Raw genomic sequence first — 23,739 nt, 5'->3', positions numbered from 1 at the left:
CGTATGATGCCCATGCCGCGGCCGGAGGAGGTGCCAGTGTCCGAAGAAATGCCCGAAGAAGTATTGCGGACCCCGCTCGTGCACCGCCTGCTCGAGCGCGCGGATGTTGAGCGCCCGGCGTACACGCACCTCGACTGCTCGAACCGGCACGAACTCGTCGAGAACACGCTGACCTGGGCCGAACTCCTCGTCCGCGTCCGCGCTGTCGCGGCGAAGCTGCGCGAGGTGATCCAGCCGGGAGACCGTGTCGCGATCACGGCACGACAGGACCTCTCCTACGTCGTCGCGTTCTTCGGCGCGCTGTACGCCGGAGCCGTCACGGTTCCGCTGTCCGCGCCCGACGTCCGCGCTCACCGCGAGCGGCTCGTCGGGGTCCTCAACGACTGCGACACCGACATCTGGCTCACCTCGGCTTCCCTGGTCGAGCGGCTCACGGAGTTCGCCGAGGCCGAGCCGGTCCCGGCGCCTCGCGAGATCGTCGCTGTCGACACCCTGCCGCTGGATCCGGCGGACCGGACCCCACCGTCGCCGGTTTCCCCCGAAGACCCCGCCTACCTGCAGTACACGTCCGGCACGACGCGATCACCCGCCGGTGTGATCATCACGCATCGGGCCCTCTCGGCGGCGTGCTGGCAGATCTGCGACGCCTACGACGTCGGCGAGCACACCACATGCGTCGGCTGGATCCCGTTCTTCCACGACATGGGGCTGGCGCAACTGCTCGCGGGGACGATGCACTCCGGCGGCCGGACGGTGTTCATCGCGCCGCTGGAGTTCATCCGGCGCCCGGAGCGCTGGCTGCTGCTGATGTCGGCTTATCCGAACACGCTCACGGCGGCTCCGAACTTCGCGTACGACCTGGTTACCGAGGCCGTGCCCGAGCCGAAGCGCGCCGAGTACGACCTCTCGACGGTGTCGATCGCGCTGAGCGGCAGTGAACCGGTCCGGGCGGCGACCGTCCGGAAGTTCCTCGCCGCCTATGAGCCCCACGGTTTCCCGCGCGGCGCGTTCCGGCCGTCCTATGGCCTGGCCGAGGCGACGGTCTACGTCGCCAGCGGCGACTCCAGTGGTCCGGTGGTGATCGAGGTCGACGGCCGCGAAGTCGTCGAGATCGGCTGGCCCCGGGGGCAGCGGGTCCGCGTCGTCGCCCCACCGGATCACGGTTTGCCCGCTAGAGTCGTCGCCCCACCGGATCACGGTTTGCCCGCTAAAGTCGACACGGGCGAGATCTGGGTCAAGGGGCCCAACGTGGGGGCCGGGTATTGGCGTCGGCCCGAGTTGACCGCCGAGGTGTTCGACGCCGAACTCGACGGGGAAGGCGGCTGGCTCCGCACCGGCGACCTGGGGTCGATCCGGGACGGCAGGCTGTCCGTGACCGGACGTCTCAAGGACCTGATCATCGTCGACGGCCGCAATCACAGCCCTCACGACATCGAAGAGACCGTCGCCGCCGCTCACCCCCTTCTCGGGCCAGAGCGGGTCGCCGCCTTCGCGGTCGACGGAGATGAAGGCGAGGGCGTCGCCGTGGTCGCCGAGCGTGCGCGGAAAGCCCCTGACTTCGACGAACCCGAGATCGTGCGGGCGGTCACCCGCGCCGTCGCCGAGCGTCACGACGTGGCGCTTCGGGCCTTCTTCCTGGTGAAACCCGGCGGGCTGCCGCGGACCTCCAGCGGCAAGGTCGCGCGTTCCGCGGCCAGAACGCGGTATTGGGCGCCGGATGGGACAGAATCCCCCCATGGCACCTGACGGGAGCGAGTACGTCGACGAGATCAAGGCTCTCGTCTGCAAGACCTTCGACGTCGATCCGGACACCATCGACGAGGACACGCCCTTCGCGGAAATGGGCGTCGACTCCCGGCGCCGTGTCCGGCTACTGGCGACGGTCGAGGTGGAGTTCGGGATCGACATCGACCTCGACGAGCTGGATCGCCTGGTCGACATCCGGGGAGCGGCGACCGTGCTCGCCGAGGCCGTCGAGGCAGGCGCGAAGCCCCGGAAACGCGGTCTACCAGGCCTCTTGCGCCGAAATCGTTTGAGTTAGCAAAGGTGTGAATGTCCCTGCGGCCTCGATGACCGGTGGGTACATTCTGTGTGCATATGCGATGGCACCTGATGCCGCCGGCGTGCGTCGTAGGTAGGACAACGAGGCGGATACAGCGGGACGAAGGGGGCACCGGTCATGCCGGACGGGGGCTACAAAGCCGATTCAGAGGCGATGCTCACGGCGTCGACGTCGTTGGAGCGCGCAGGTGAGAACACGACGTCCGAGGCGGGGAAGGTGGGGCCGACGCAGGTCCAGCCCACGGACTTCGGCCGGGTGCACAAGGATCACCAGAAGGGCTATGCCACCGGAATCCTCGCCATTTCCGACGCGATGAAGGGCTACGCGGGCCAGCTCGCCCAGCTCGCCGGTGGGGTCAGTACCGCGTCGACCCGCTACACCACATCCGACCAGGCGAACGCCGCGGCTGCCAACAAGGCGGGGACGCAATGAGCAAGTACACGTGGGAGCAGAAGAAAGCTCTGCTCGACGATCCGTACATCACGCAAGGCACGAAGAAAGCGCTGATCTTCGGTGGGGACGCGGCCTACGAGAAGGCCATCGCCGAACGTGACTCGAACGCGGGGGCGGACAAAAAACAGGCGGCCGAGACGAAACAGGCCGACAAGGACCTCGACGCCATGGCCCGGCCTGCCGCGGGTGGTTCCACGACCAAGTCGGACCAGGTGCTCGACCTCGGGAAACCGGCGCTGGACTTCTTTTCCGACTGGGCCGAGCAGGTCTGGAACAAAATGCCGGACAGGCCGTACGAAATCAGTTACAAGACCGACGTCTGGGATCGGTTCCACGAAAACCGCGAGATCAATTTCCAGGCGATGTTCGACGAGGTCGAGGATCTCGGTGACGCCAAGAAGGCCGTCGAACAGACCAGGACGGACGCGACTTCGGCGCTGACCACGCTTTTCCACGACTGGAAAGGTGAAGGCGCGACGGCCGCGAAGGTCAAATACGAGCAGCGAATCCAGCCCGACGCAGGGGAACTCATCGCGCAGATGGACGGCGCCATCAAGCTGGTGCCCTCGACCATCGACAAGATTTACACCGCGCTCAAGCTGAAGGTCGACGAAACGCTGAAGCTGCGTGTCGACAAGGTCGCCACCGCGCCGCTCTTCACGGCGAAGCAGGTCGTCGAGATCGCGAACGGCAAGGTCGATTCCAAAGAAAAGCTCATGGACGTCGCGACTTGGCTCGACTCCGCGTGTCCGGGAAACAATCTCGCCGAACGGCTGCGTGACGACGACTGCAAGCTGAACGACGAGAACAAGGATTACGCGATCGGGGCCGCGAAGCAGTGGCTGAAGGGTTCGTTCGCGAAAGAGTTCGGTGAACGCTTCGAGAACTTCAAGAAGCTCTGCAAGAACGCGACCGACACGATCAACACGCAGTATCACGAGCTTTCGCGGTTTATGGAGGACTACACGAATCCGTTCCCCGCGGCCGGATCCGGGAAGCCGCCCGCCGAGAAACCGCCGGTCAAGGATGACAATGGCGGCGGAAGTACTCCGCCCGGTGGTGGTGGCGGGACCCCGCCCGGTGGCGGGGGTGGCACTCCGCCCGGCGGAGGTGGCGGGACCCCGCCGGCGGCGTCGGTTCCCGAGGCGCCGAAGCCGGAGGACAAACCCGCTGACGGGACGAACCCGGTCACCGGGAAGCCGCTCGAGCTGGACCCCGAGACCGGCAAGCCGTACCCGATCGACCCGGCGACGGGCGATGCGATCAAGGACGGCATCGACGGTCAGGACACCATGACCGTCGAAAAGGGCGACAACAAGATCGAGATGACCGAGCCGGATAAAGACGGCAAAATGGACATCAAGGTCGACGACGGCAAGGGCAACGAGAAGGACTACAAGCTCGACTTCGACGACCCGAAGGGCGAGGACGGCAAGCCCGGCGAAGAGGGCAAAGACGGCGACTTCGGCCCGAAGGGTGCGGTCAAGGAAGGCGAGCCCGGCGCCGACGGCGTCTACCGGCCCGGCCCGGACGGCAAGATCCACATCCAGGACGGCAACCTCAAGATCACCGCCGAGCAGCCGCAGGGCCCGAACGGTCCGACCGTGGTGACCGTCGATGACGGCAAGGGCGAGCCGACCACTTACACCCTCGACGAAAAGGGTGAGAAGAAGGAACTCAAGCCCGGCGATGTCGTCGAGACCGACGACATCAAGAACGGTCTCGACGACCGGAATCCCGGCAATCCGCAGCCCGGCAAGGTCGACGAGGTTCGCACGATGCCCGCCCCCGCCGATGGTGGAGGCTTCAGCGCTCCGGGTGGCGTCGAGGTCGGCGCCGGTGTCAGTGGTGGCGAAGGGACCGCCGCGGTGTCCGCGGAGGCCGCGGCCGCCGGTGGTGCGGCGTCGGGTTCGGATGGTGACGGCACCGTGCCGACCGCCAGTGGTGGCGGAGGCGGTAACAGCTTCGAAGGCGCGCTCGGTGGCGTCGGCGACGGTGGTTCGGCGGGGTCGCTGAACGAAGCCGGCTCGCTGGAGGCGGGCATTCAGACCGGGGGCGGCGCGCAGCCGGCCGGGACCGACGGCGGTCTCGGAATGGCGCCCGGCGGGATGGACCCGGCCCCCGCGGGCGCCGGTGCCGGAAGCTCGTCCGCCGGAATGGGCGGCATGATGGGTGGAATGGGTGCCATGGGCGGCGCGGCCGGTGGCGGCGGCGGCGGGGGTGACACGCAACGCGGGTCGAGCCAGTACCGCGTCGAGGGTGGCATTTTCGAGACCAGTGGCGCGGGCGGCCGGATCAGCGGGTCGCTCGACGACGAGGGTGGCGACCGTTCGATCAGCTACGAGCGATGATCGGTAGCAGGGGAACGAGGAGGACCGATGAGCGCTGTTGACCGGCTGGCGGCCGCCATGTCCAGGCAGGACGCCGCCATCACGGAGCAGTTGGAGCAGCGCGGGCTACGGGAGCGGCATCTCGCCGACGCCAAAGCCCAGGCGATGGAGACCATGCAGAAGGACGCCGCCGTCCACGACAAGTACGCCGCCCACATGCAAGAACTGGGGAAGCGGAGCAAGGAGGCGGGCGGCTGGCTGACCGGCAAGACGACCGCCGACCGCAGTCACACGATCGGCTTCGACATCGAGGACGACGGCAAGCCGGAAGCCCGGTTCGCCGAGTTCGGCACCCGCCAGGGGCCCGACACGGCGCGTCCGGCGCCGCTGCCTCCTCCGCCGCCTTTGGTCGCGCCGGGGGTGCCCGGAATGCCGGCGACGGTGGACGTCCCTCCGCCTGCGGCGCCGACGCCTGCGCCCACACCCACACCCGCGCCGAGTGCCGGGGCGCCCGACGCACCTGGCGCGCCCGCGCGTCGCCGAGGTCGTCACGCCCGCGACGACAAGGGTTTCGACGACGACGACTTCTCGAACAACTCGTGGATGGTCGACTGACCCGCTTCACCGTACTTCGGGCCCGGCTCACCAGAGCCGGGCCCTTCCTATTCCCACTCCGCTCGCCCAGCCCACGTCGACTTTCGCGGGCAAATCGCGATCCGGCGGCAGGGCTCCCGCGCCCGGGCCGTGTCGACTTTCGCGGGCTAAGTGTGACGCGTAGGCATGCTAAGTACCCAGGTGCGGGTTGAGGGCCCGGATCGCGATTTGCCTGCTAAACGCAAGTCAGCGGGGGAGGGGGTCAGGCGGCGGGTTCGTCTTGGAGCTCGATCGGGGCGCGTTTGACGTCGGCGTCCAGCAGCGGCTGGTACTTCGTCGTCCCCGTCAGGTGAGTGAGGAAGAACGCGGTGAACAGCGCCCTCGTCAGTTGCTGGGTCCCGCGGTGCGGCTTCCCGTGCAGCAGCAGCTGGCTCCAGTGCTTGCCTTCGGTGACACCGAGGTGCGACGACTTCCCGAGCGTCCGCAGCTGCACCGGCCCGCCCCACGCGTCCGCGATGGCCTCGGCATGCCCGACCGGGGGCGCGACCAGGTCCTCGCCCGCGGCGAGATGCAGACCGGGCACGGTCACCGACTGGGCGGATACCGTCGCCGGCGGCAGCGTCTGTGCGGGAGTGATGGTCGCGACAGCTTGAATTCGCGGTCGATCGTCGTTCTCGACGGCCTGCGCGGCTGCCAGTACCGCCGAACCGCCTCCGGTCGAATGCCCCGCGAGGCCCAGTTTCGCCGGGTCGACGCTGATGCCGTCCGGTCCGAGACGGACCGTGGTGATCAGGTCGAGCGTGGTGAGCAGGTCGCCGGCCAGCAGCCGATGCGACGGCAGCGGCCCGCGCTGGGTGGCCGGAGCCGCCGCGACGATGCCCCAGCTCGCGAGGTGCCGGAGCAGGTGCCGGTAGCTCCCGGTCGGCTGCAACCAGCCGTGCCCGAACGCGATCGCGGGCAGACCGAGCCCCGAACGGGGCGTGAACACGACGCCGGGGAGCCCGACCAGGGCGAGGTTGCCGCGCAAAACCTCGTGCGGACCTGGGTGGGACAGCTCCGCGAGCAGCTGCTTGGGCTTGCTGGCCATGCTCGTGACCTTACTGCCCGCACCTCCGTCCGGCCCGCGCGCCGCCCCGGCGTTCGCCTTTAGCGGGCTAAACGCGACGCGTTTAGCCCGCTAAACGCGAGTGCGCGCCGCCCGCGCGAGGGGGCCGAATTTCTCTCGTTAGGCTGGCGGCCGTGTGTGGAATCGTGGGATATGTCGGACACCGCCCGGCCCTGGACGTCGTCATCGGCGGACTGCGCAGGATGGAATACCGCGGCTATGACTCGGCAGGCGTCGCCGTCCTAGACGGTGCCGGCGCACTGAAAGTCGAGCGCAAGGCGGGTCGCCTGGCCAACCTGGAGTCCCAGCTCGACACCGTCGGCAGGGAAGCCTTCACCGGCACCGCCGGGATGGGTCATACCCGCTGGGCCACCCACGGCGCCCCGGTCGACCGCAACTCGCACCCGCACCGCGACGCCTCCCAGCGTGTCGCCGTCGTGCACAACGGCATCATCGAGAACTTCGCCGCCCTTCGCGGCGAACTCGAGGCCGATGGCATCGAGATGGCGAGCGACACCGACTCCGAGACCGCCGCGCACCTCATTTCCCGCGCCTACATCGGGGGCGACACGAAGGGCGACTTCCCGGCCAGTGTCGCCGCGGTCTGCCGTCGCCTCGAGGGCGCGTTTACCCTGGTCGTGACCATCGCCGACCAGCCGGACACCATCGTCGCCGCCCGTCGTTCCTCCCCGCTGGTCGTCGGCGTCGGCGAGGGCGAGCACTTCGTCGCTTCCGACGTCGCCGCGTTCATCGAACACACCCGCGAGGCCGTCGAGCTCGGCCAGGACCAGCTTGTCGTGATCACCCGCGGGGGTTACGAGGTCACCGACTTCCACGGCGACGCCGCCCAGGCCAAGCCGTTCACCGTCGACTGGGACCTCTCGGCCGCGGAAAAGGGCGGCCACGAGTACTTCATGCTCAAGGAGATCGAGGAGCAGCCGGAGGCACTGGCGAACACGCTGCGCGGCCACTTCGACGGCGGCCGGATCATCCTCGACGAGCAGCGCATCTCCGACCAGGACCTGCGTGACGTCGACAAGGTCTTCGTCGTCGCCTGTGGTTCCGCGTACCACTCGGGCTTGGTCGCCAAGTACGCCATCGAGCACTGGTGCCGTCTCCCGGTCGAGGTCGAGCTGGCCAGCGAGTTCCGCTACCGAGACCCCGTGCTGGACCGCGCGACGCTGGTCGTCGCCGTTTCGCAGTCGGGCGAGACCGCGGACACCCTCGAGGCCGTCCGGCACGCGCGCGAGCAGAAGGCCCGCGTCCTGGCTGTCTGCAACACCAATGGCGCGCAGATCCCGCGCGAGTCCGACGCCGTCCTTTACACGCACGCCGGTCCGGAGATCGGCGTCGCCTCGACCAAGGCGTTCCTCGCGCAGATCGCGGCCAACTATCTGGTCGGCTTGGCGCTCGCGCAGGCCCGCGGCACCAAGTACCCGGATGAGGTCGCCCGCGAGTTCGCCGAACTCGAGGCCATGCCCGCCGCGGTGCAGAAGGTCCTGTCCACTGTGGACCAGGTCCGCGACCTCGGCCGCCGGATCGCCGACTCGAAGGCCGTGCTGTTCCTCGGCCGTCACGTCGGTTTCCCGGTCGCCCTCGAAGGCGCGCTGAAGCTCAAGGAACTGGCGTACATGCATGCTGAGGGCTTCGCCGCCGGCGAGCTCAAGCACGGCCCGATCGCGCTGATCGAAGAAGGCTTGCCGGTCGTCGTGGTGATGCCGTCGCCGAAGGGCCGCGCGGTGTTGCACTCGAAGCTGGTGTCGAACATCAGCGAGATCCAGGCGCGCGGCGCCCGCACGATCGTGATCGCGGAAGAGGGTGACGAGACTGTCCGCCCGTTCGCCGACGAGCTGATCGAGATCCCGGCCGTGCCGACGCTGCTGCAGCCGCTGGTTTCGACGGTTCCGCTGCAGGTGCTGGCCGCCGAGATCGCCCGTACGCGCGGGTACGACGTCGACAAACCGCGTAACCTGGCGAAGTCGGTCACCGTCGAGTAAGGACCGGAGGCGTCGTGCAGGGAATCTGGACCACGAAACGGATTCGCGCGGCGGAGGATCGGCTGCTCGCCGTCACTCCCGACGGCGAGCTCATGAGGCGAGCGGCATTCGCTCTGGCGGTGAACGCCGTCGAGATGCTGGCCGATCACACGGGTTCGGTGTCCGGGCGGCGGGTGACGCTGCTCGTCGGGTCGGGTAACAACGGCGGTGACGCCTTGTGGGCAGGCGCGTTCCTGCGCCGCCGCAATGTGGCCGTCTCGGCGATCCTGTTGAAGCCTGAGCGCGCTCACGGACCGGGTTTGGCCGCTTTGAAGCGATCCGGTGGCAAGGTTATGTCTGTTGAGGACGGTCCACAATGGATTGATCGAGCCGACCTCGTCATCGATGGGATCGTCGGAATCTCGGCGCGAGGGCCCTTGCGGGCGGATGCTGCCGCACTGATCGAGCGCGTGACCGCACCCGTGCTGGCCGTCGATCTGCCGAGCGGGGTGGATCCCGACACCGGCGCCGTCGACGGTCCGGCGGTCGTCGCCGACCGCACGGTCACTTTCGGCGCGCTCAAACCGGTACACGCTCTCGCTCCCGTGTCGTGCGGCGAGGTCGCCTTAATGGACATCGGATTGCGGCCGGAACTCGGCGTGCCCGATCTTCAACGGCTCGACACGGCGGACGTCGCCGCGGCGTGGCCGGTGCCGGGGCCGGTTGACGACAAGTACAGCCAAGGCGTGGTCGGGGTGGCCGCGGGATCCGCGACGTACCCGGGTGCGGCCGTGCTCGCTGCCGGCGCCGCCATGCGGGCGACGTCTGGGCTGGTTCGGTACGCCGGGCACGCCGCCGACGTGGTGCGCGGACGTTGGCCCGAGGTCATCGCGACGGGGTCGGTGACGGACGCCGGGCGGGTGCAGGCGTGGGTCGTCGGTCCAGGGATCGGAACCGGCAATGAGGGCCGGGATGTGCTGCGGTTCGTGCTCGGGCGGGGCGTGCCGGTGTGTGCGGACGCCGACGCGACGACGATCATCGCGCGCTCGCCCGACGTACTCGACGCGCGGGATCCGGACACGCCGCTCGTGCTGACCCCGCACGCGGGGGAGTTCGAGCGGCTGATGGGGTCGCCGCCGGGGGCGGACCGGGTCGCGGCGGCGCGGTCGGCCGCGCGGAAGTACGACGCCGTCGTGCTCTTGAAGGGGCACTGCACGGTGGTCGCGGCGCCGGACGGGCGCGCGCTGGTGAACACGCCCCGCGGATCGTGGCTCGCGACGGCCGGGTCGGGGGATGTCCTGTCCGGTCTTGTCGGCGCACTGCTCGCGGCCGGGCTCGATCCGTGGCTCGCCGCGGGGTCCGCCGCGCACGTCCACTCGCTCGCCGGATCCTTGGCCGCCGACGGCGCGCCCACCGCGGCGTCCGGCATCCTCGACGCCGTCCCCGACGCCATCCGGTCCGTCCGCTCCCTCGCCTCCTGACCAGGGCCCTGACGTGCGTTTAGCCCCCTAAGTGTGCTCTGCGGGCGCCCGCCCCCAGATCGCACTTAGGGGGCTAAACGCACGTCGGCGGGCGGAGGGGGGAGGTGAGGGGAAATGGGAGAGTTATCGAGTTACGTGTTAACTCTGGGCGAATAATCTGGTAAGAAGCTGGTGTGAGCGCCGACACCTACCCCGCCGAGACCGCGAAGGTCCGGGTCGTGAACGGTGTCGCCCATGTCTAAGACCAGGCCCTCGGACGCCGCCGTCGAGCACCGGCGCCAGGAGATCCTCGACCACGTCATCGCCACCGGCGAGGTCCGCATCGACGACCTCACCGCACGGTTCGGCGTCAGCCTGATGACGATGCACCGCGACCTCGACGACCTCGCCGAGCGCCGCCTCCTCCGCAAACTGCGCGGCAAGGTCGAGGCCTACCCGGCGACGACCATGGAGTCGGCCGCCCGCTTCCGCGACACTTTCAACCAGGCCACGAAGGACGCACTGGGCGAGGCCGCCGCGGCGCACGTCCACTCCGGTCAGACGGTCTTCGTCGATGATTCCACGACGCTTTTTCCGTTCGTCCGCCGCCTCGGCCAGGTCGAGGACCTCACCGTCATCACCAACTCGCTCGAAGCCGCCCGCATCCTCGGCCCGGCGAAGAGCGTCGAGGTCGTCCTCGCCGGCGGCCGCTACCACCACGAGTTCGATTCGTGCGCCGGTCCGGGCGTGGTCGCGATCCTCGACCGCACGCACGCCGACATCGCGTTCGTCTCGGTCGCCGCGGTCGCGGTCGGCCGCCTGTTCCACCCGGTCCAGGACTACGCGGAGCTCAAAAAGGCAGCGCTGCGCACCGCCGACCGCAACGTCCTGGTCGTCGACAACTCCAAGTTCGGCCGCACCGCCACCTACGCGTACGGCGATATCGGCGACTACGACCTCCTGATCACCGACGAAGAGGCGCCGACCGAGGAGATCGAGGCGGCGCTGCTCGCCGGAACGGCCATCGAGCAGGTCGAATGCGCACCGGAGGGCCCGGAATATGAGTTCTGACCTGGTCGCCGGAATCGACTCGTCGACCCAGTCTACGAAGGTGGTCGTCTGCGACGCGGACACCGGCGAGATCGTCCGCACCGGCCGCGCCGCGCACCCCGATGGCACCGAGGTTGCCCCGTCGGCGTGGTGGGACGCGTTCCGCGAGGCCACCGACGGCCTGCTCGACGGTGTCGGCGCGATCGGCATCGGCGGTCAGCAGCACGGCATGGTCACCCTCGACGAAGCAGGCGAGGTCGTCCGGCCCGCCTTGCTGTGGAACGACACTCGATCCGCGAGGGCGGCCGAAGACCTCGGCGGCGAACTCGGCCCCGAGCACTGGGCGAAGTCCGTCGGCTCACTACCGGTCGCCAGCTTCACCGTCACGAAACTGCGCTGGATGGCGGAGAACGAGCCCGAGCTTGCCGATCGCGTCGCCCGCGTCCTGCTCCCGCACGACTGGCTGACCTGGCGGCTGCTGGGCGAGGGCGCCGAGCCGGTCACCGACCGCGGCGACGCCTCCGGCACCGGATACTTCTCGCCCGCCGCCGGCGTCTACCGCCAAGACCTCCTCGCGCACGCGTTCGGCGGCCGTACCCCCGAACTACCCAAGGTCATCGGTCCCGCCGAAGCCGCGGGGCACACGTCGGACGGGATCTTGGTCTCGGCCGGAACCGGCGACAACATGGCCGCCGCGCTCGGCCTCGAACTCGCCCCCGGCGACGTCGTGGTCTCACTCGGCACGAGCGGCACGGTGTTCGGCGTTTCGGAGACCGCGAGCGCCGACCCCTCCGGCATCGTCGCCGGATTCGCCGACGCCACCGGCCGATTCCTGCCACTGGCCTGCACCCTCAACGCCGCCCGCGTGCTCACCGCAACTTCCGCGATGCTCGACGTCGAACTCGCGGACTTCGACAACCTGGCGCTCGCCGCCGGCGCGGGCTCCGATGGCCTCACCTTCCTCCCGTACCTCGACGGTGAGCGGACGCCGAACCTCCCGGACGCCACCGGCACGCTCTTCGGCCTGACCAGGGCCAACATGACGCCCGAAAACCTCGCCCGCGCCGCCGTCGAAGGCATGTTGTGCGGACTCGCCGCCGGTCTCGACGCCCTTCGTGAGCAGGGACTCGAAGTCCGTCGAGTGCTTCTGATCGGCGGTGGCGCGCGGTCGGCCGCCGTCCGCGCGGTCGCGCCGATCGTGTTCGGCGTGCCCGTCGTCATCCCCGAGGTCGCCGAGTACGTCGCGGTCGGTGCCGCGCGGCAGGCGGCCTGGGCCCTCGCTTCCAGCTCGGAACCTCCCCGCTGGCAGGAAGACCACGGCAACACCCCGCTCGAACCGACCGAGGCGGACCGCGCCGAGGGACACCGGATCCAGCAACGGCATCTCGAAGCCCGCGAACTCGGGCACGGCGTTTCCGCGAAACCGAAAGAGGACTGAACCGATGGCCACGATCACCTACGACAAGGCGACCCGGCGCTACGCCGGTTCCGAGCGGCCCGCCGTGGACGCACTCGAACTCGAGATCGCCGACGGCGAATTCCTCGTGCTGGTCGGGCCTTCCGGCTGTGGCAAGTCCACCAGCCTGCGGATGCTCGCCGGCCTCGAGGACATCGACGAAGGCGCCGTCTGGATCGGCGACCGCGACGTCACGCAGCTACCACCGCGCGCCCGCGACATCGCGATGGTGTTCCAGAATTACGCGCTGTACCCGCATATGACCGTCGGCCAGAACATGGGCTTCGCGCTGAAGATCGCGGGCCGTCCGGCCTCGGAGATCAAACAGAAGGTGCTCGACGCGGCCAAGCTGCTCGACATCGAGCAGTACCTCGACCGCAAGCCGAAGGCGCTCTCCGGTGGTCAGCGGCAGCGTGTCGCGATGGGGCGCGCCATCGTGCGTGAGCCGCAGGTCTTCCTGATGGACGAGCCGCTGTCGAACCTCGACGCGAAGCTGCGGGTGTCCACGCGTACGCAGATCGCCGCCCTGCAGCGCCGTCTCGGCGTCACCACCGTGTACGTCACGCACGACCAGGTCGAGGCCATGACGATGGGCGACCGGGTCGCGGTCCTCTCGGACGGTCTCCTGCAGCAGTGCGACACCCCGCGCGCGCTGTACGACAGGCCCGCAAACGCTTTCGTCGCCGGGTTCATCGGCTCGCCCGCGATGAACCTCGTCACCGCGAAGCTCACCGAAGACGGTGCCGAACTCGGCGGTGCGCGAGTGCCGCTGACCCGCGAAATCCTCGCCAAGGCCGACGGTGACACCGTCACCCTCGGCTTCCGGCCGGAATCGCTCGAAGTGACCACCAGCGAAGACGGCACGCTGCCGATCAAGGTGGATCTCGTCGAGGAGCTCGGCTCGGACGCGTACGTCTACGGCAAGCTCGCCGAGACCGACGCCGAAGGCACGAAGTCGAACGTCGTCACCCGGGTCGACCCGCGCAAGCCGCCGGTCATGGGCGACACCCTGCACCTGCGGGTCCGCTCCGACGAGTTGCACGTGTTCTCCGCCACCACCGGGGCACGCCTGTCCTGAGCCGGGTCCGTGGGAAACTGGTGGTCGTTATGACCGCCAGTTTCCCGCGTGCCGAGGTCGTCATCGACCTGTCCGCCATCCGGCACAACGTCGCCCTGCTCGCTTCCCGCGCCCAAGGGGCCCAGACCATGGCCGTGGTCAAGGCCGACGGCTATGGGCACGGCGCGTTCGAGATCGGCCGGGCCGCTGTCGAGGGCGGGGCCACCTGGCTGGGCACCTGCTCTCTCGACGAAGCGCTCGCGCTGCGCCGCGCCGGGATCGGATGCCGTCTCTTCAGCTGGCTCGATACCCCCGAAGCCGACTTCGCGCCTGCGGTCGCCGAAGGCATCGACGTTGCCGTCAGCTCCCTCGACGAGCTCGCGCGAGTGGCCGACGGCGCGCGCCGGGCGCGCGACTTTAGCGGCCTAAGTGCGCTCTGTCGGGTGCACCTCAAGATCGACACCGGGCTGTCCCGAAATGGGTGCCCACCTGCGGAATGGCCGGCGTTGGTGAAGGCCGCGGCGGCCGCCAAGCCGCTCATCGAGGTCGTCGCGATCTGGTCGCATCTCGCCTGCGCCGACGAGCCGGGTCACCCGTCCATCGACGCGCAGGCGAAGCGGTTCGACGAGGCCTACGACATCGCCCGCGCGGCGGGCCTGGACCCACTGCGCCACCTCGCGAACTCCGCCACGGTGCTGACCAGGCCGGATCTGCACTTCGACCTCGTGCGTCCCGGGATCGCGATCTACGGGCTGAACCCGGTGCCCGTCACCGAGGATCTGCGCCCGGCGATGACCTTCAAGTCGTCGGTTGTGCTCACGAAACGGATCGCCGCCGGCGAGTCCGTGTCGTACGGCCACACCTGGACGACCGAGCGCGACACCACCCTCGCCCTGGTCCCGGTCGGATACGCGGACGGCGTGCCGCGGTCGCTGTCCGGGCGGATGGACGTCTGGCTCGGCGGACGTCGCCGTCCGGTGGCCGGACGCGTCTGCATGGACCAGCTGATCGTCGACTGCGGAGAAGACGAACCGGCCGTCGGCAGCGAAGTGGTCCTCTTCGGCCCGGGCACGTTTGGCGAGCCGACGGCCCGGGAATGGGCTGACAAGCTGGGGACGATCGACTACGAGATCGTGACTTCGATGTACCGCCCGCGAATCCACCGGACGTATCTGGAGGCAGGCTCGTGACACCTTCACGACGACTGCTGGCCATCGTCGGCGGCGTCGGGGCGGTCGCCACCGGCACCGCCGCCGCGATCGCCGTCGCCGCCCAGCAGCGGCGGCAGAGTGAGGATCCGTTCGTGGACGAGCCGTTGGGGGATCTTGAACCGGACCGGACTTCGACGGTGGCGGCGGAGGACGGCACGCCGCTCACGGTCGAGGAGATCGATCCGGCCGATGGCGGCGAACCGGAGCTGACCGTCGTCGGCGTGCACGGTTTCGCGTTGTCGAAGCGCTGCTGGTATTTCCAGCGGCGAGACCTCGCGTCGCTGAAGCTGCCGCGAGTGCGTCAGGTGTACTACGACCACCGCGGGCACGGGCAATCCGGCGCCGCGAACGCCGAAACCAGCACCATCGAACAGCTGGCGCGCGACCTCGACATGGTCCTGCGCTCGGTGGTGCCGGAGGGACCCATCGTGCTGATCGGGCACTCGATGGGCGGCATGGTGATCATGGAACTCGCTTCGGAGCATCCCGAGCTGTTCGAAGACCGCGTCGGCGGTGTCGCGTTCATCGCGACCGCGGCGGGCGAAGTCGGTGCTCGGGGACTGCCACGATCACTGCTTTCGAAGTACAACCCGCTCACACGAGGCGTCGGCGGGCTGGCGGGCTGGCAGCCGGGACTCGTCGAGTTCGTGCGCGCGGCGGGAGGGCAGCTGACCCGGCAAGCCGTGCGCAGGCTGGCTTTCGGCAGCCGGGACGTGTCTCCGCGACTCGTCGACTTCATGCTGGAAATGCTCGAAGTGACGCCGGTGCGCGGGCTCGTGAATTTCGTCGACACGCTCGGCAGCCACAACCGGTACGCCGCGCTCGCCGGGTTGAAACACGCGCACGTGCTGGTCATCGGCGGCGATTCCGACCGGTTCACGCCGATCGCGCACGCCGAGCGGATCGCGGCGGAGCTGCCGGACGCGGAGCTGGTGCGCGTGCGCGGCGCGGGGCACATGGTGCAGCTGGAACAACCTGAACTGGTGAACAGCCACCTGATCGACTTGATGCAGCGGTGCACGGGCACCGATGGTGAAAATCCTGACCGGCGAACCTGGTGGTGGCAGCGCTGATGAACTTCGCTTTCCCGACTCCCGAGTCGACCATGGACTTCGGGCGCGCGCTCGGGCGTTCCCTCCTCGCGGGCGACCTGGTGTTGCTCGCCGGGCCGCTCGGGGCGGGCAAGACGACGCTGACCCGCGGGATCGCGGACGGTCTCGGCGTCGGTGGGCGGGTCAGCTCGCCGACGTTCGTGATCGCCCGGGTGCATCCGGCGGGTGAGGCCGGGGTAGCTCTGGTGCATGTCGACGCGTACCGGCTCGGTGGGGATCTCTCGCAGCTGGACGATTTGGATCTCGACACCGAACTCGAGCGGTCCGCCCTGGTCGTCGAGTGGGGCGAAGGAGCGGCGGAACGCCTTTCGGAGGACTACCTCGTCGTGCGCCTGGAGCGTCGCGAGGACGATGTCCGCATGGTCACCTTGGAGCCGCACGGCACCTGGGAGTCCCGGACGCCCGACTTGCGTTTCGCGGGCTAATCGCGATCTGTGCGGCGAGCGGGCCGGAGCGCCTTTAGCCCGCTAAACGCGAGTCTCACCCGGATGCCGCATCAGAGTTGACCTGGCGAAGCGTCCCCTTCGTGCCCCAAGACCGCGGTGGTCCGGGCTTGGGGGTGCGCATGCCGCTGGTTCGAACAGCGGCATGCGCACCCTTTCCTAGACGGCCGGGGCCGGTTCGGCCTGCGGCCCGCCTCGTCCGCGCCGATGGTGAAGCCACCACACTCCGCACAGGCCGATCACGCCGGTTTGCGCGGCCGGTGTCGCGACGACGGTCAGTGCGAGAAGTGCGGCGATCAAGGCGAACCAATAAAGCAGGACACGCCTGGTGTTCTCCCGGCTGCCGAAGAACGTGCTTCGCCAGAATTCGGGCCACTGCGTCGCGGGACGCAGATGTACGCGACGGCACGCGGGGTCGGTGACCATGCCGACCGGTTCGCCCGTCAAATCGAGCAATTCGTCGAGACTGACTTCTGCCGGGTGACACCCGCCGTGGTGATCCTGGTTCGTATCCGGGGTCATCGCCTGCGGCTGGGGTGGCTCCTCTGGCATACCGCCGGAACACGGCGCTACGCTGGGCATGTTTGACGCCTCCATAGGTCTTCTTCGGGTTGATGGAGCTGTTGAACCTCAAAGCGGCTCCCCCGGCATGGGGAGCCGCTTCCTTTATGCGCGACACACGGATGTTTCCGAGCCGCAACACAAGCCATTGTGGACGAACTTTCCGGACCTACGGAGCGGTAAGTGAAAGGTTGCTGGATCCTGCGCCGAGCGGTCGGCGTAATTCACCCCGGGTCATCGGATTGTGCAGTGGTAACACGAAAGAGTGGTTGCGGACGCGGCTCGCAATCTTTTTGCGCAGATAGCGAGAGTTAAGTACACCCAGAGTTCTTCGCGGTCACACTTTCGAGTGGATCACCGTCGTCGATTTGGAAAGAAATGTTCGGTACCGGACGTTCGACGACGACCTTCGCCCTATTCAGATGGCCATTCTCGGCGCATAATGCCCGCTCAGCGCCGATCTTCGACCGTTTGTCGCTTCTGTTTCCGCGCCGGCAACTCCCGGATTGCGTTTAGCGGGCTAAACGCGATCCGCGGGGGCGACCACGGAGCGTGCGATTCCCAGATCGACCAGGTCTTGGGGGCGTAGCCGCAGGCGGTCCGCGAGGGCGGGGACTTCGTTGGCCGGCAGCTTGAGGATCGCCGCGGCCGCCTCGGGCGAGGTGACCGAGAAGTACGCGCCGGGCGTCACCCAGGTCGATCCCGGTGCCGCGAACGCGAGCGCGCCACCGGATCCGCCCTCCCCGATCACCAGCGTCGTGATCGGCACGGCAGCACTCGCGATCGCCTCGAACAACTCCGCGATCGCCGCACCGGCCCCGGCCCGTTCGGCCGCCGCGTCGTTCGCCGCACCGGGGGGTGTCGACGAGCGTGAGCACCGGGATCCCGAGCCGCGACGCGAGCCTTACCAGCCGTGCCGCCGTCCGGAACCCCGCGGGCAGCGTCGCCGTCCCGCACTGCGCCGCGTACGCGATCGTCCGGCCACCTCGCCGGCCGAAGCCGCATAAGACACCGGAGTCGACTCCGCCGCACCTGTCGCCCGAGACATCTTCACGCCAATCGAAGTACGCGTCGAGGTACTCCGCACGGCGGCTTCCGTCGTCGGCGAAGACAGCAAACGCAGCCACCGTTCCAGCACGTCGGGAAGGTCGGCGGGCGGCACGACCCTGTCGACCTGACCCCATGCGAGCTTCGCCTCAGCCGTGTACGCCTCCGCAGGCGCGTCGGCAGGGCGTACCCGTGAACCGGCGAAGCCGACCTGCGCTTCTGGGAGCGCCAGAATGACGTCGGCGCTCGCGCCGAGTGTCGCCCAGCCGCCGCCTGTGGTCGGATCGCGCAGCACCGAGATCCGTGGCACCGTCCGGGCTCCGGCCGCTGCCCGCGCGATGCGCTGCAGCTGCGAAAGCGCGCGCATCCCCTGCTGCGTGCGGCTGCCGCCGGTCGCGATCAACGACACCACGGGCAACCGGGACTCCACTGCCCGCGCGAACGCCGCCTCGACGCGATCACCGGTCCGCTGACCGATCGATCCGCCCAGGAAGCCGAACTCGAAGGCGATCACGACCGCCTCGACGTCGCCGATCTTGGCGGTTCCGCAAAGGACGGACTCGTCTTCACCTGATCGCTCCGCGGCGGCCTCACGTGCCAAGCGGTAGCCGGGCCAATCGATCGGCCCGTCGTCCGGCTCGTCGGAACGCGGAACGTCCAAGTCCACGAAACCGGTCGCGATCTCCTTGATGACGGACCGCGCGGAAGGCCTGCTCATCCGAGCGCCCGCTTCATGACCTTGCCCATGTCGTTGCGCGGCAACGCCTCCAGATAACGGACCACCCGAGGCCGTTTGTACGGCGACAGCAGGCGCGAGACGTGGTCGGCGAGTTCCGACTCCGTCGGGCGTTGTCCGTCGGGCACCACCCAGGCCACGATGCGCTCGCCGAGGTCGTCGTCGGGCTCGCCGGTCACCGCGACCTCCGCGACACCGGGGTGCTCCATGAGCGCGTTCTCGATCTCGCCCGCGCCGATCTTGTAACCGCCGCTCTTGATCAGATCCGTCGCCTTCCGGCCGACGATCTTCACGTATCCGGTCGCGTCGCGGGTCGCCATGTCGCCGGTCCTGAACCAGCCGTCGTCGAACGCGGCTTCAGTGGCGTCGGGGCGGTTGAGGTATTCGGTGAACAGGTTCGGCCCGCGGACCTGGATCTCGCCGACGGTCTCGATCTCCTCGACGGGCTGTCCCGCCTCGTCCACGAGCCGCAGATCGACGCCTTCCAGCGGGACGCCGACGGTGCCGGGGACACGCTCGCCGTCGGCGCGAACGCTGGTGTTCATGAGGGTCTCGGTCATCCCGTAGCGCTCGATCACGCGCTGGCCCGTCGCCGCGGTGATGCGCTGGTGGTCGTGGACGGGCAGCGCGGCCGATCCGGAAACGAGCAACCGGGCACCGCTCAGAGCCTCGGCAAGCGAAGGGTCGTCGCCGACTTCGCCCGCGATGCGGTGATACATGGTCGGGACGCCGAACATCATCGTCGCCCCGGTCGCGAGTTCGCGTGCCACGCCCTCCGTGGAGAACCGGCCGAGATGCCGGACCGAGCCGCCACGCCGAAGCGGTCCGAGGACGCCGAGGATCAGGCCGTGGACGTGAAACAGCGGAAGACCGTGCACCAGGACGTCGTCGGCCGTCCAGTCCCAGGCGCTCTCGAGCGCGTCGAGAGTGGTCGAGATCGCGCGGCGTGGGAGGACGACGCCCTTGGGCGGGCCGGTGGTGCCGGAGGTATAGACGATCAGCGCCGGGGCCTCGGCGTCCGGTTCCGCGGGGAGATCGACGGGTGCGCCTTCGAGAGTGATGTCGCGACGGGGCAGGCCGGCGAGGTCGGAGGGCAGGTCGGCGCCCGGTTCGGCGAGAACGAGGACGGGCTCGCTGTCGCCGAGGATGTGCGCGAGTTCGCGCTCACCGATCTTCGGGTTGAGCGGGATGGCGGGGACGCCGGCGAGCAGCGCGGCGATCACGGCGACGCTGGTGTACACCGTCGGTGTCGCCCAAACGGCGACACGGCCGCTCGGCAGGTCGCGGGCGAGCGTGCCGGCGACGGCCGCGAGGTCCGCGTAGGTCAGGGAAGTGCCGCCGAAGCGGAGGGCCTCCTTGTCGGAGCCGCTCGCCAGGGTGGGGAACAACCGATCGGGCACCGTGTGACCTCCTGCTCGACTCCGCCTGCCGGGGCATGTGACCCTCGCTGGACGGACCGTACCGCGCTACCCGCCTCCACCCCTGCGACCTGCTTCACACCCCTCCCCGCTCCGGCCGCCGACGTGCGTTTAGCCCCCTAATCGCGATCTGGCGGCCGGAGTCACCTGCGGGAGCGGGCGGCCAGGCGGAGCGACTTTAGCGGCCTAAGTGCGATCCGGCGGCGGGGGAGCGGTCACGGCACCGGATCGCACTTAGGCCGCTAAACGCGACGCGCGGGCCTGGTCGTAGGCTGGGTAACCGTGCTGGTATTGGCCATCGACACCTCGACCCCGGCGGTCACCGCGGGCCTCGTCGCCCTCGACGGCGACACGCTCGAGTCACGCGGCGACCGCGTCACGGTCGATCCGCGCGCGCACGGCGAGCTGATCACGCCCCACACCCTCGAAGCGGTCAAGGCCGCGGGCGTCACGCTCCGCGATCTCGACGCCATCGTCTGCGGCGTCGGCCCCGGCCCCTTCACCGGCCTTCGCGCCGGAATGGCTACCGCCGCGTCGCTCGCCCACGCCCTCGGCATCCCCGCCCACCCGGTTTGCAGTCTCGACGCGATCGCCGCTGACGTCGCCCCCGGTGAAGCGCCCTTCCTCGTCCTCACCGACGCGAGGCGCCGCGAGGTCTACTGGGCCGCGTACGCCGCCGACAGCACCCGCACCGACGGCCCGCACGTCCAGCGTCCTGCCGACCTCGAGACCACCATCAAGGTCGCGGCGGGCGACGGCGCCCTCCTTTACGCGGACGCCCTCGGCGTCCAGCCGATCGAGCCGCGCTTCCCGTCACCCCTCGGACTGGTCAAGGCCGCCCGCGAAGCACTCCAAAGCGGAAGCGAGCCCGCACCGCTCACCCCGCTCTACCTCCGCCGCCCCGACGCCGTCGAACCGGCCGCGCGCAAGAAGGTGACCACGCCGTGAGGCTGGAACCCTTACGCCGCAAGGATATTCCCCGCTGTGTCGAGATAGAGAAGATCCTCTTTCCCGGCGATTCGCCGTGGAGTGCCTACGCCTTCCACGCGGAACTCGACGCCGGCGGCCACTATCTCGTCGCGCGCCCGGACGAAAGCGACGAGGTCATCGGCTACGCCGGACTCGCCGTCGTCGGTCGTCGCGGCGACTACGAGGCGAGCATCCACACGATCGGCGTCGACCCAGGATGGCAGCGCCACGGCATCGGCACCACGCTGCTGAAAGCGCTCCTCGTTCGCGCCGACGAGCTCGTCGCGCCGGTGTTCCTCGAAGTCCGCACCGACAACGACGCGGCGATCACGCTCTACGAGCGGCACGGTTTCGAACGCGTCGGCCTCCGGAAGCGCTACTACCAGCCCTCCGGCGCCGACGCCTACACGATGGCCCGTCCGCGGGCCCAGGTCCGAGACGAGGTGGCGGGCTGATGCCACGCATCATCATGGGCATCGAGAGTTCGTGCGACGAGACCGGCGTCGGCCTCGTCCGCCTGCACGACGACAACACGGTCGAACTCCTCGCCGACGAGGTCGCCTCCAGCGTCGACCAGCACGCCCGCTTCGGCGGCGTCGTCCCCGAGGTCGCCAGCCGCGCGCACCTGGAGGCGATGGTCCCGACCGTCGAGCGCGCCTTCGACAAGGCCGGGCTGAAACTGTCCGATGTGGACGCCACCGCGGTGACCGCCGGACCTGGTCTCGCCGGTGCGCTCCTGGTCGGCGTCGCCGCGGCCAAGGCGTACGCCGCCGCGCTCGATATCCCGCTCTACGGCGTCAACCACCTGGCCGGGCACATCGCCGTCGACACGCTCCAGCACGGGCCGCTGCCCGAACGCTGTCTCGCCCTGCTCGTCTCCGGTGGTCACACGCAATTGCTGCTGGTGGACGACATCGCGTCCGACATCACCGAGCTTGGGTCCACTGTGGACGACGCGGCGGGCGAGGCCTACGACAAGGTCGCCCGCGTCCTCGGCCTGCCCTACCCTGGCGGCCCGCCCGTCGACAAGGCGGCCAAGAACGGTGACGGTGCGGCGATCGCGTTCCCCCGCGGCATGACCGGACCCCGAGACGCCAAGTTCGACTTCTCCTTCTCCGGCTTGAAAACCGCCGTCGCCCGTTGGATCGAAGGCGCCGAGCGCCGTGGCGAGGAGATCCCTGTCGACGACGTCGCCGCGTCGTTCCAGGAGGCCGTCGCCGACGTTCTCACCAAGAAGGCGATCCGTGCCGCCAAGGAACACGGAGTGGACACGCTGGTGATTTCCGGTGGCGTGGCGGCGAATTCACGGCTGTCCGAACTCGCCGCCGAGCGCTGCGCCGAGGCCGGGATCACCCTGCGCGTCCCGCGGCCGCGGCTGTGCACGGACAACGGCGCGATGATCGCCGCGCTCGGCGCCCACGTGGTCGCGGCCGGACGTCCGCGGGCCTCGCTCGACTTCTCCGCCAATCCGGCACTGCCGGTCCAGATCGTCTCGATCTAGCGCGATTCGGCGGCGGTGCGCGGAGCCGGGGCGAGGTCGAGCAGCTCCTCCAGCGCCGCCACCGACAACGCGGCGGCATTGCCGTCACCGTAAGGGTTTCCGGCGTGCGTCGGGTGGAGATCGCCGCGCAGGATCTTGGCCGCGGTGTCGGCGATGAGGCCGGTGTCCGTACCGACGAGCCAGGCGCAGCCCGCCTCGATGGCTTCGCGCCTTTCGGTGACGTCACGGAGTACGAGGACGGGTGTGCCGAAGGTCGGCGCTTCTTCCTGGATACCACCGGAATCGGTCAGGACGAGCTCGGCGAGCCGCAGTGCGCGCACGAGATCGGGGTATTCGAGCGGTTCGGTGATCGTCACCCGCGGGGTCCCGCCGAGCGCGGCCACGACCTGCTCCCGCACGTCCGGGTTGGGGTGCACCGGGAACAGGACCTGGACGTCGCTGTGTTCCGCGACGATCAGTTCGATGGCCGCGAGCGTGCGGCTCAGCGGCTCGCCCCAGGACTCGCGCCGGTGTGACGTCACGAGGACGAGGCGTTCGCCCGCCTCGGCGATCTCCATCTCCAGCAAAGCGAACGCGGTGTCCCTCGCCGGGAGATCACGTTCGGCGATCGCGAGCACGGCGTCGACGACGGTGTTGCCGGTGACGGCGATCCGTTGGCGCGGAACACCTTCCGCGCGCAGCGCGGCCGCGGCGCCCGGTGTCGGCGCGAGGTGCAGGGCCGCGATGCGCGAGATCATCTGCCGCGTCCCCTCTTCGGGGAACGGCGCGGCGAGGTCGTGCGTGCGCAGCCCCGCTTCCAGATGCACGACCGGGATGCCCAGCCAGAACGCGGCGAGCGCGCCCGCCAGTCCCGTCGTCGTGTCACCCTGGACGACGACCGCCGCGGGCGCGACCCGCCGCAGCAGCTCGTCGAGCGCGGGAAGCACCCCGGAAACGAGTTCCGCCTGGGTCCCGGTGGTTCGCGGTGGGATGTCGAGCCAGGCATCGACAGGCAGGCCGAACGGGATCAGCGCCTGTTCGACCATGCCCTGATGCTGTCCACTGTGGACGACGAAGGGCCGTAGGTGCGGGTGCTCCGCCAGCGCCAATGCCAGCGGCGCGAGCTTGACCGCCTCCGGGCGGGTTCCGGCCAGCAACATCACGTCCACGCGTTCGCGCTCCTCATCCACGGATTCGAGTGTTCCGGAAAGCCGCCGGC

At 69.3% G+C, this 23,739-nt stretch carries 20 protein-coding genes and 1 pseudogene; 16 read left to right on the top strand and 5 right to left on the bottom strand.

The window, feature by feature from the left end; genetic code table 11:
• The first annotated feature begins 48 nt into the window (after positions 1-48).
• From ACM6LU_RS02315 to ACM6LU_RS02295, 5 genes are all read left to right on the top strand, one after another.
• A complete protein-coding gene (locus ACM6LU_RS02315; protein ID WP_414937062.1) occupies positions 49-1,746 on the top strand; it encodes a fatty acyl-AMP ligase in 1,698 nt (565 codons plus the stop codon).
• A complete protein-coding gene (locus ACM6LU_RS02310; protein ID WP_414935902.1) occupies positions 1,736-2,041 on the top strand; it encodes an acyl carrier protein in 306 nt (101 codons plus the stop codon). The genes ACM6LU_RS02315 and ACM6LU_RS02310 overlap by 11 nt, the downstream gene beginning before the upstream one ends.
• A 138-nt stretch (positions 2,042-2,179) precedes the next feature.
• The gene (locus tag ACM6LU_RS02305) at positions 2,180-2,494 is read left to right on the top strand and encodes a hypothetical protein (protein WP_414935901.1); all 315 of its coding nucleotides are present in this window, start codon (positions 2,180-2,182) and stop codon (positions 2,492-2,494) included.
• Complete coding sequence (locus ACM6LU_RS02300) at positions 2,491-4,866, top strand: hypothetical protein (RefSeq protein WP_414935900.1); 2,376 nt, start codon at positions 2,491-2,493, stop codon at positions 4,864-4,866. Before ACM6LU_RS02305 ends, ACM6LU_RS02300 begins: the two co-directional genes overlap by 4 nt.
• A 27-nt stretch (positions 4,867-4,893) precedes the next feature.
• Positions 4,894-5,460, top strand: coding sequence for a hypothetical protein (locus ACM6LU_RS02295; protein WP_414935899.1), 567 nt, complete (start codon positions 4,894-4,896; stop codon positions 5,458-5,460).
• A gap of 241 nt (positions 5,461-5,701) precedes the next feature.
• Here ACM6LU_RS02295 and ACM6LU_RS02290 read toward each other — a convergent pair whose 3' ends face one another.
• Positions 5,702-6,526, bottom strand: coding sequence for a dienelactone hydrolase family protein (locus tag ACM6LU_RS02290; RefSeq protein ID WP_414935898.1), 825 nt, complete (start codon positions 6,524-6,526; stop codon positions 5,702-5,704).
• A gap of 152 nt (positions 6,527-6,678) precedes the next feature.
• Here ACM6LU_RS02290 and glmS point away from each other — a divergent pair, with 152 nt between their 5' ends.
• The 8 genes from glmS (at position 6,679) to tsaE (ending at position 16,291) form a co-directional block, all read left to right on the top strand.
• Complete coding sequence (gene glmS, locus ACM6LU_RS02285) at positions 6,679-8,541, top strand: glutamine--fructose-6-phosphate transaminase (isomerizing) (RefSeq protein WP_414935897.1); 1,863 nt, start codon at positions 6,679-6,681, stop codon at positions 8,539-8,541.
• A 14-nt stretch (positions 8,542-8,555) separates the two neighbouring features.
• Positions 8,556-10,001, top strand: a complete 1,446-nt coding sequence (locus ACM6LU_RS02280) for an NAD(P)H-hydrate dehydratase (protein ID WP_414935896.1) — start codon at positions 8,556-8,558, stop codon at positions 9,999-10,001.
• Positions 10,002-10,235: 234 nt separating this feature from the next.
• Positions 10,236-11,051 carry a DeoR/GlpR family DNA-binding transcription regulator gene (locus ACM6LU_RS02275; protein WP_414935895.1) on the top strand — a complete coding sequence of 272 codons (816 nt, stop codon included), beginning with the start codon at positions 10,236-10,238 and terminating at the stop codon, positions 11,049-11,051.
• On the top strand, positions 11,041-12,468 hold the full coding sequence (gene xylB, locus ACM6LU_RS02270) for a xylulokinase (RefSeq protein WP_414935894.1): 1,428 nt from the start codon (positions 11,041-11,043) through the stop codon (positions 12,466-12,468). The genes ACM6LU_RS02275 and xylB overlap by 11 nt, the downstream gene beginning before the upstream one ends.
• A 4-nt stretch (positions 12,469-12,472) precedes the next feature.
• Positions 12,473-13,564, top strand: a complete 1,092-nt coding sequence (locus tag ACM6LU_RS02265; RefSeq protein ID WP_414935893.1) for an ABC transporter ATP-binding protein — start codon at positions 12,473-12,475, stop codon at positions 13,562-13,564.
• A gap of 29 nt (positions 13,565-13,593) precedes the next feature.
• On the top strand, positions 13,594-14,733 hold the full coding sequence (gene alr, locus ACM6LU_RS02260; RefSeq protein WP_414935892.1) for an alanine racemase: 1,140 nt from the start codon (positions 13,594-13,596) through the stop codon (positions 14,731-14,733).
• Positions 14,730-15,827, top strand: coding sequence for an alpha/beta fold hydrolase (locus ACM6LU_RS02255; RefSeq protein WP_414935891.1), 1,098 nt, complete (start codon positions 14,730-14,732; stop codon positions 15,825-15,827). Before alr ends, ACM6LU_RS02255 begins: the two co-directional genes overlap by 4 nt.
• Entirely contained in the window at positions 15,827-16,291 is a 465-nt protein-coding gene (gene tsaE / locus ACM6LU_RS02250; RefSeq protein ID WP_414935890.1) for a tRNA (adenosine(37)-N6)-threonylcarbamoyltransferase complex ATPase subunit type 1 TsaE, read from the top strand. Before ACM6LU_RS02255 ends, tsaE begins: the two co-directional genes overlap by 1 nt.
• Positions 16,292-16,468: 177 nt before the next feature.
• Here the strand turns inward: tsaE and ACM6LU_RS02245 are convergent, their stop codons facing one another.
• The 3 genes and pseudogenes from ACM6LU_RS02245 to ACM6LU_RS02235 form a co-directional block, all read right to left on the bottom strand.
• Positions 16,469-16,765, bottom strand: a complete 297-nt coding sequence (locus ACM6LU_RS02245) for a hypothetical protein (protein WP_414935889.1) — start codon at positions 16,763-16,765, stop codon at positions 16,469-16,471.
• A 625-nt stretch (positions 16,766-17,390) separates the two neighbouring features.
• Positions 17,391-18,635: pseudogene (locus ACM6LU_RS02240) on the bottom strand (carboxyl transferase domain-containing protein).
• Entirely contained in the window at positions 18,632-20,053 is a 1,422-nt protein-coding gene (locus tag ACM6LU_RS02235; RefSeq protein WP_414935888.1) for an acyl-CoA synthetase, read from the bottom strand. The pseudogene ACM6LU_RS02240 and the gene ACM6LU_RS02235 overlap by 4 nt, the downstream one beginning before the upstream one ends.
• A 300-nt stretch (positions 20,054-20,353) precedes the next feature.
• Between ACM6LU_RS02235 and tsaB the strand changes: the two genes are divergently transcribed.
• The 3 genes from tsaB to tsaD are packed head-to-tail and all read left to right on the top strand — an operon-like array spanning position 20,354 to position 22,541.
• On the top strand, positions 20,354-21,019 hold the full coding sequence (gene tsaB / locus ACM6LU_RS02230) for a tRNA (adenosine(37)-N6)-threonylcarbamoyltransferase complex dimerization subunit type 1 TsaB (protein ID WP_414935887.1): 666 nt from the start codon (positions 20,354-20,356) through the stop codon (positions 21,017-21,019).
• Positions 21,016-21,495, top strand: coding sequence for a ribosomal protein S18-alanine N-acetyltransferase (gene rimI / locus ACM6LU_RS02225; RefSeq protein WP_414935886.1), 480 nt, complete (start codon positions 21,016-21,018; stop codon positions 21,493-21,495). The genes tsaB and rimI overlap by 4 nt, the downstream gene beginning before the upstream one ends.
• A complete protein-coding gene (gene tsaD, locus ACM6LU_RS02220; RefSeq protein WP_414935885.1) occupies positions 21,495-22,541 on the top strand; it encodes a tRNA (adenosine(37)-N6)-threonylcarbamoyltransferase complex transferase subunit TsaD in 1,047 nt (348 codons plus the stop codon). Before rimI ends, tsaD begins: the two co-directional genes overlap by 1 nt.
• On the opposite strand, the gene wecB is transcribed toward tsaD, so the two are convergent.
• Positions 22,538-23,689 (bottom strand): non-hydrolyzing UDP-N-acetylglucosamine 2-epimerase, encoded by a 1,152-nt coding sequence (gene wecB, locus ACM6LU_RS02215; protein ID WP_414937061.1) that lies wholly within the window; start codon positions 23,687-23,689, stop codon positions 22,538-22,540. The two genes, tsaD and wecB, sit on opposite strands and share 4 nt — an antisense overlap.
• Between the last annotated feature and the right edge of the window lie 50 nt (positions 23,690-23,739).

Origin of the sequence: Amycolatopsis sp. cmx-11-51, assembly GCF_047608665.1 — a bacterium.
Lineage (GTDB): Bacteria > Actinomycetota > Actinomycetes > Mycobacteriales > Pseudonocardiaceae > Amycolatopsis.
This window is presented reverse-complemented; position numbering and strand designations above follow the sequence as displayed.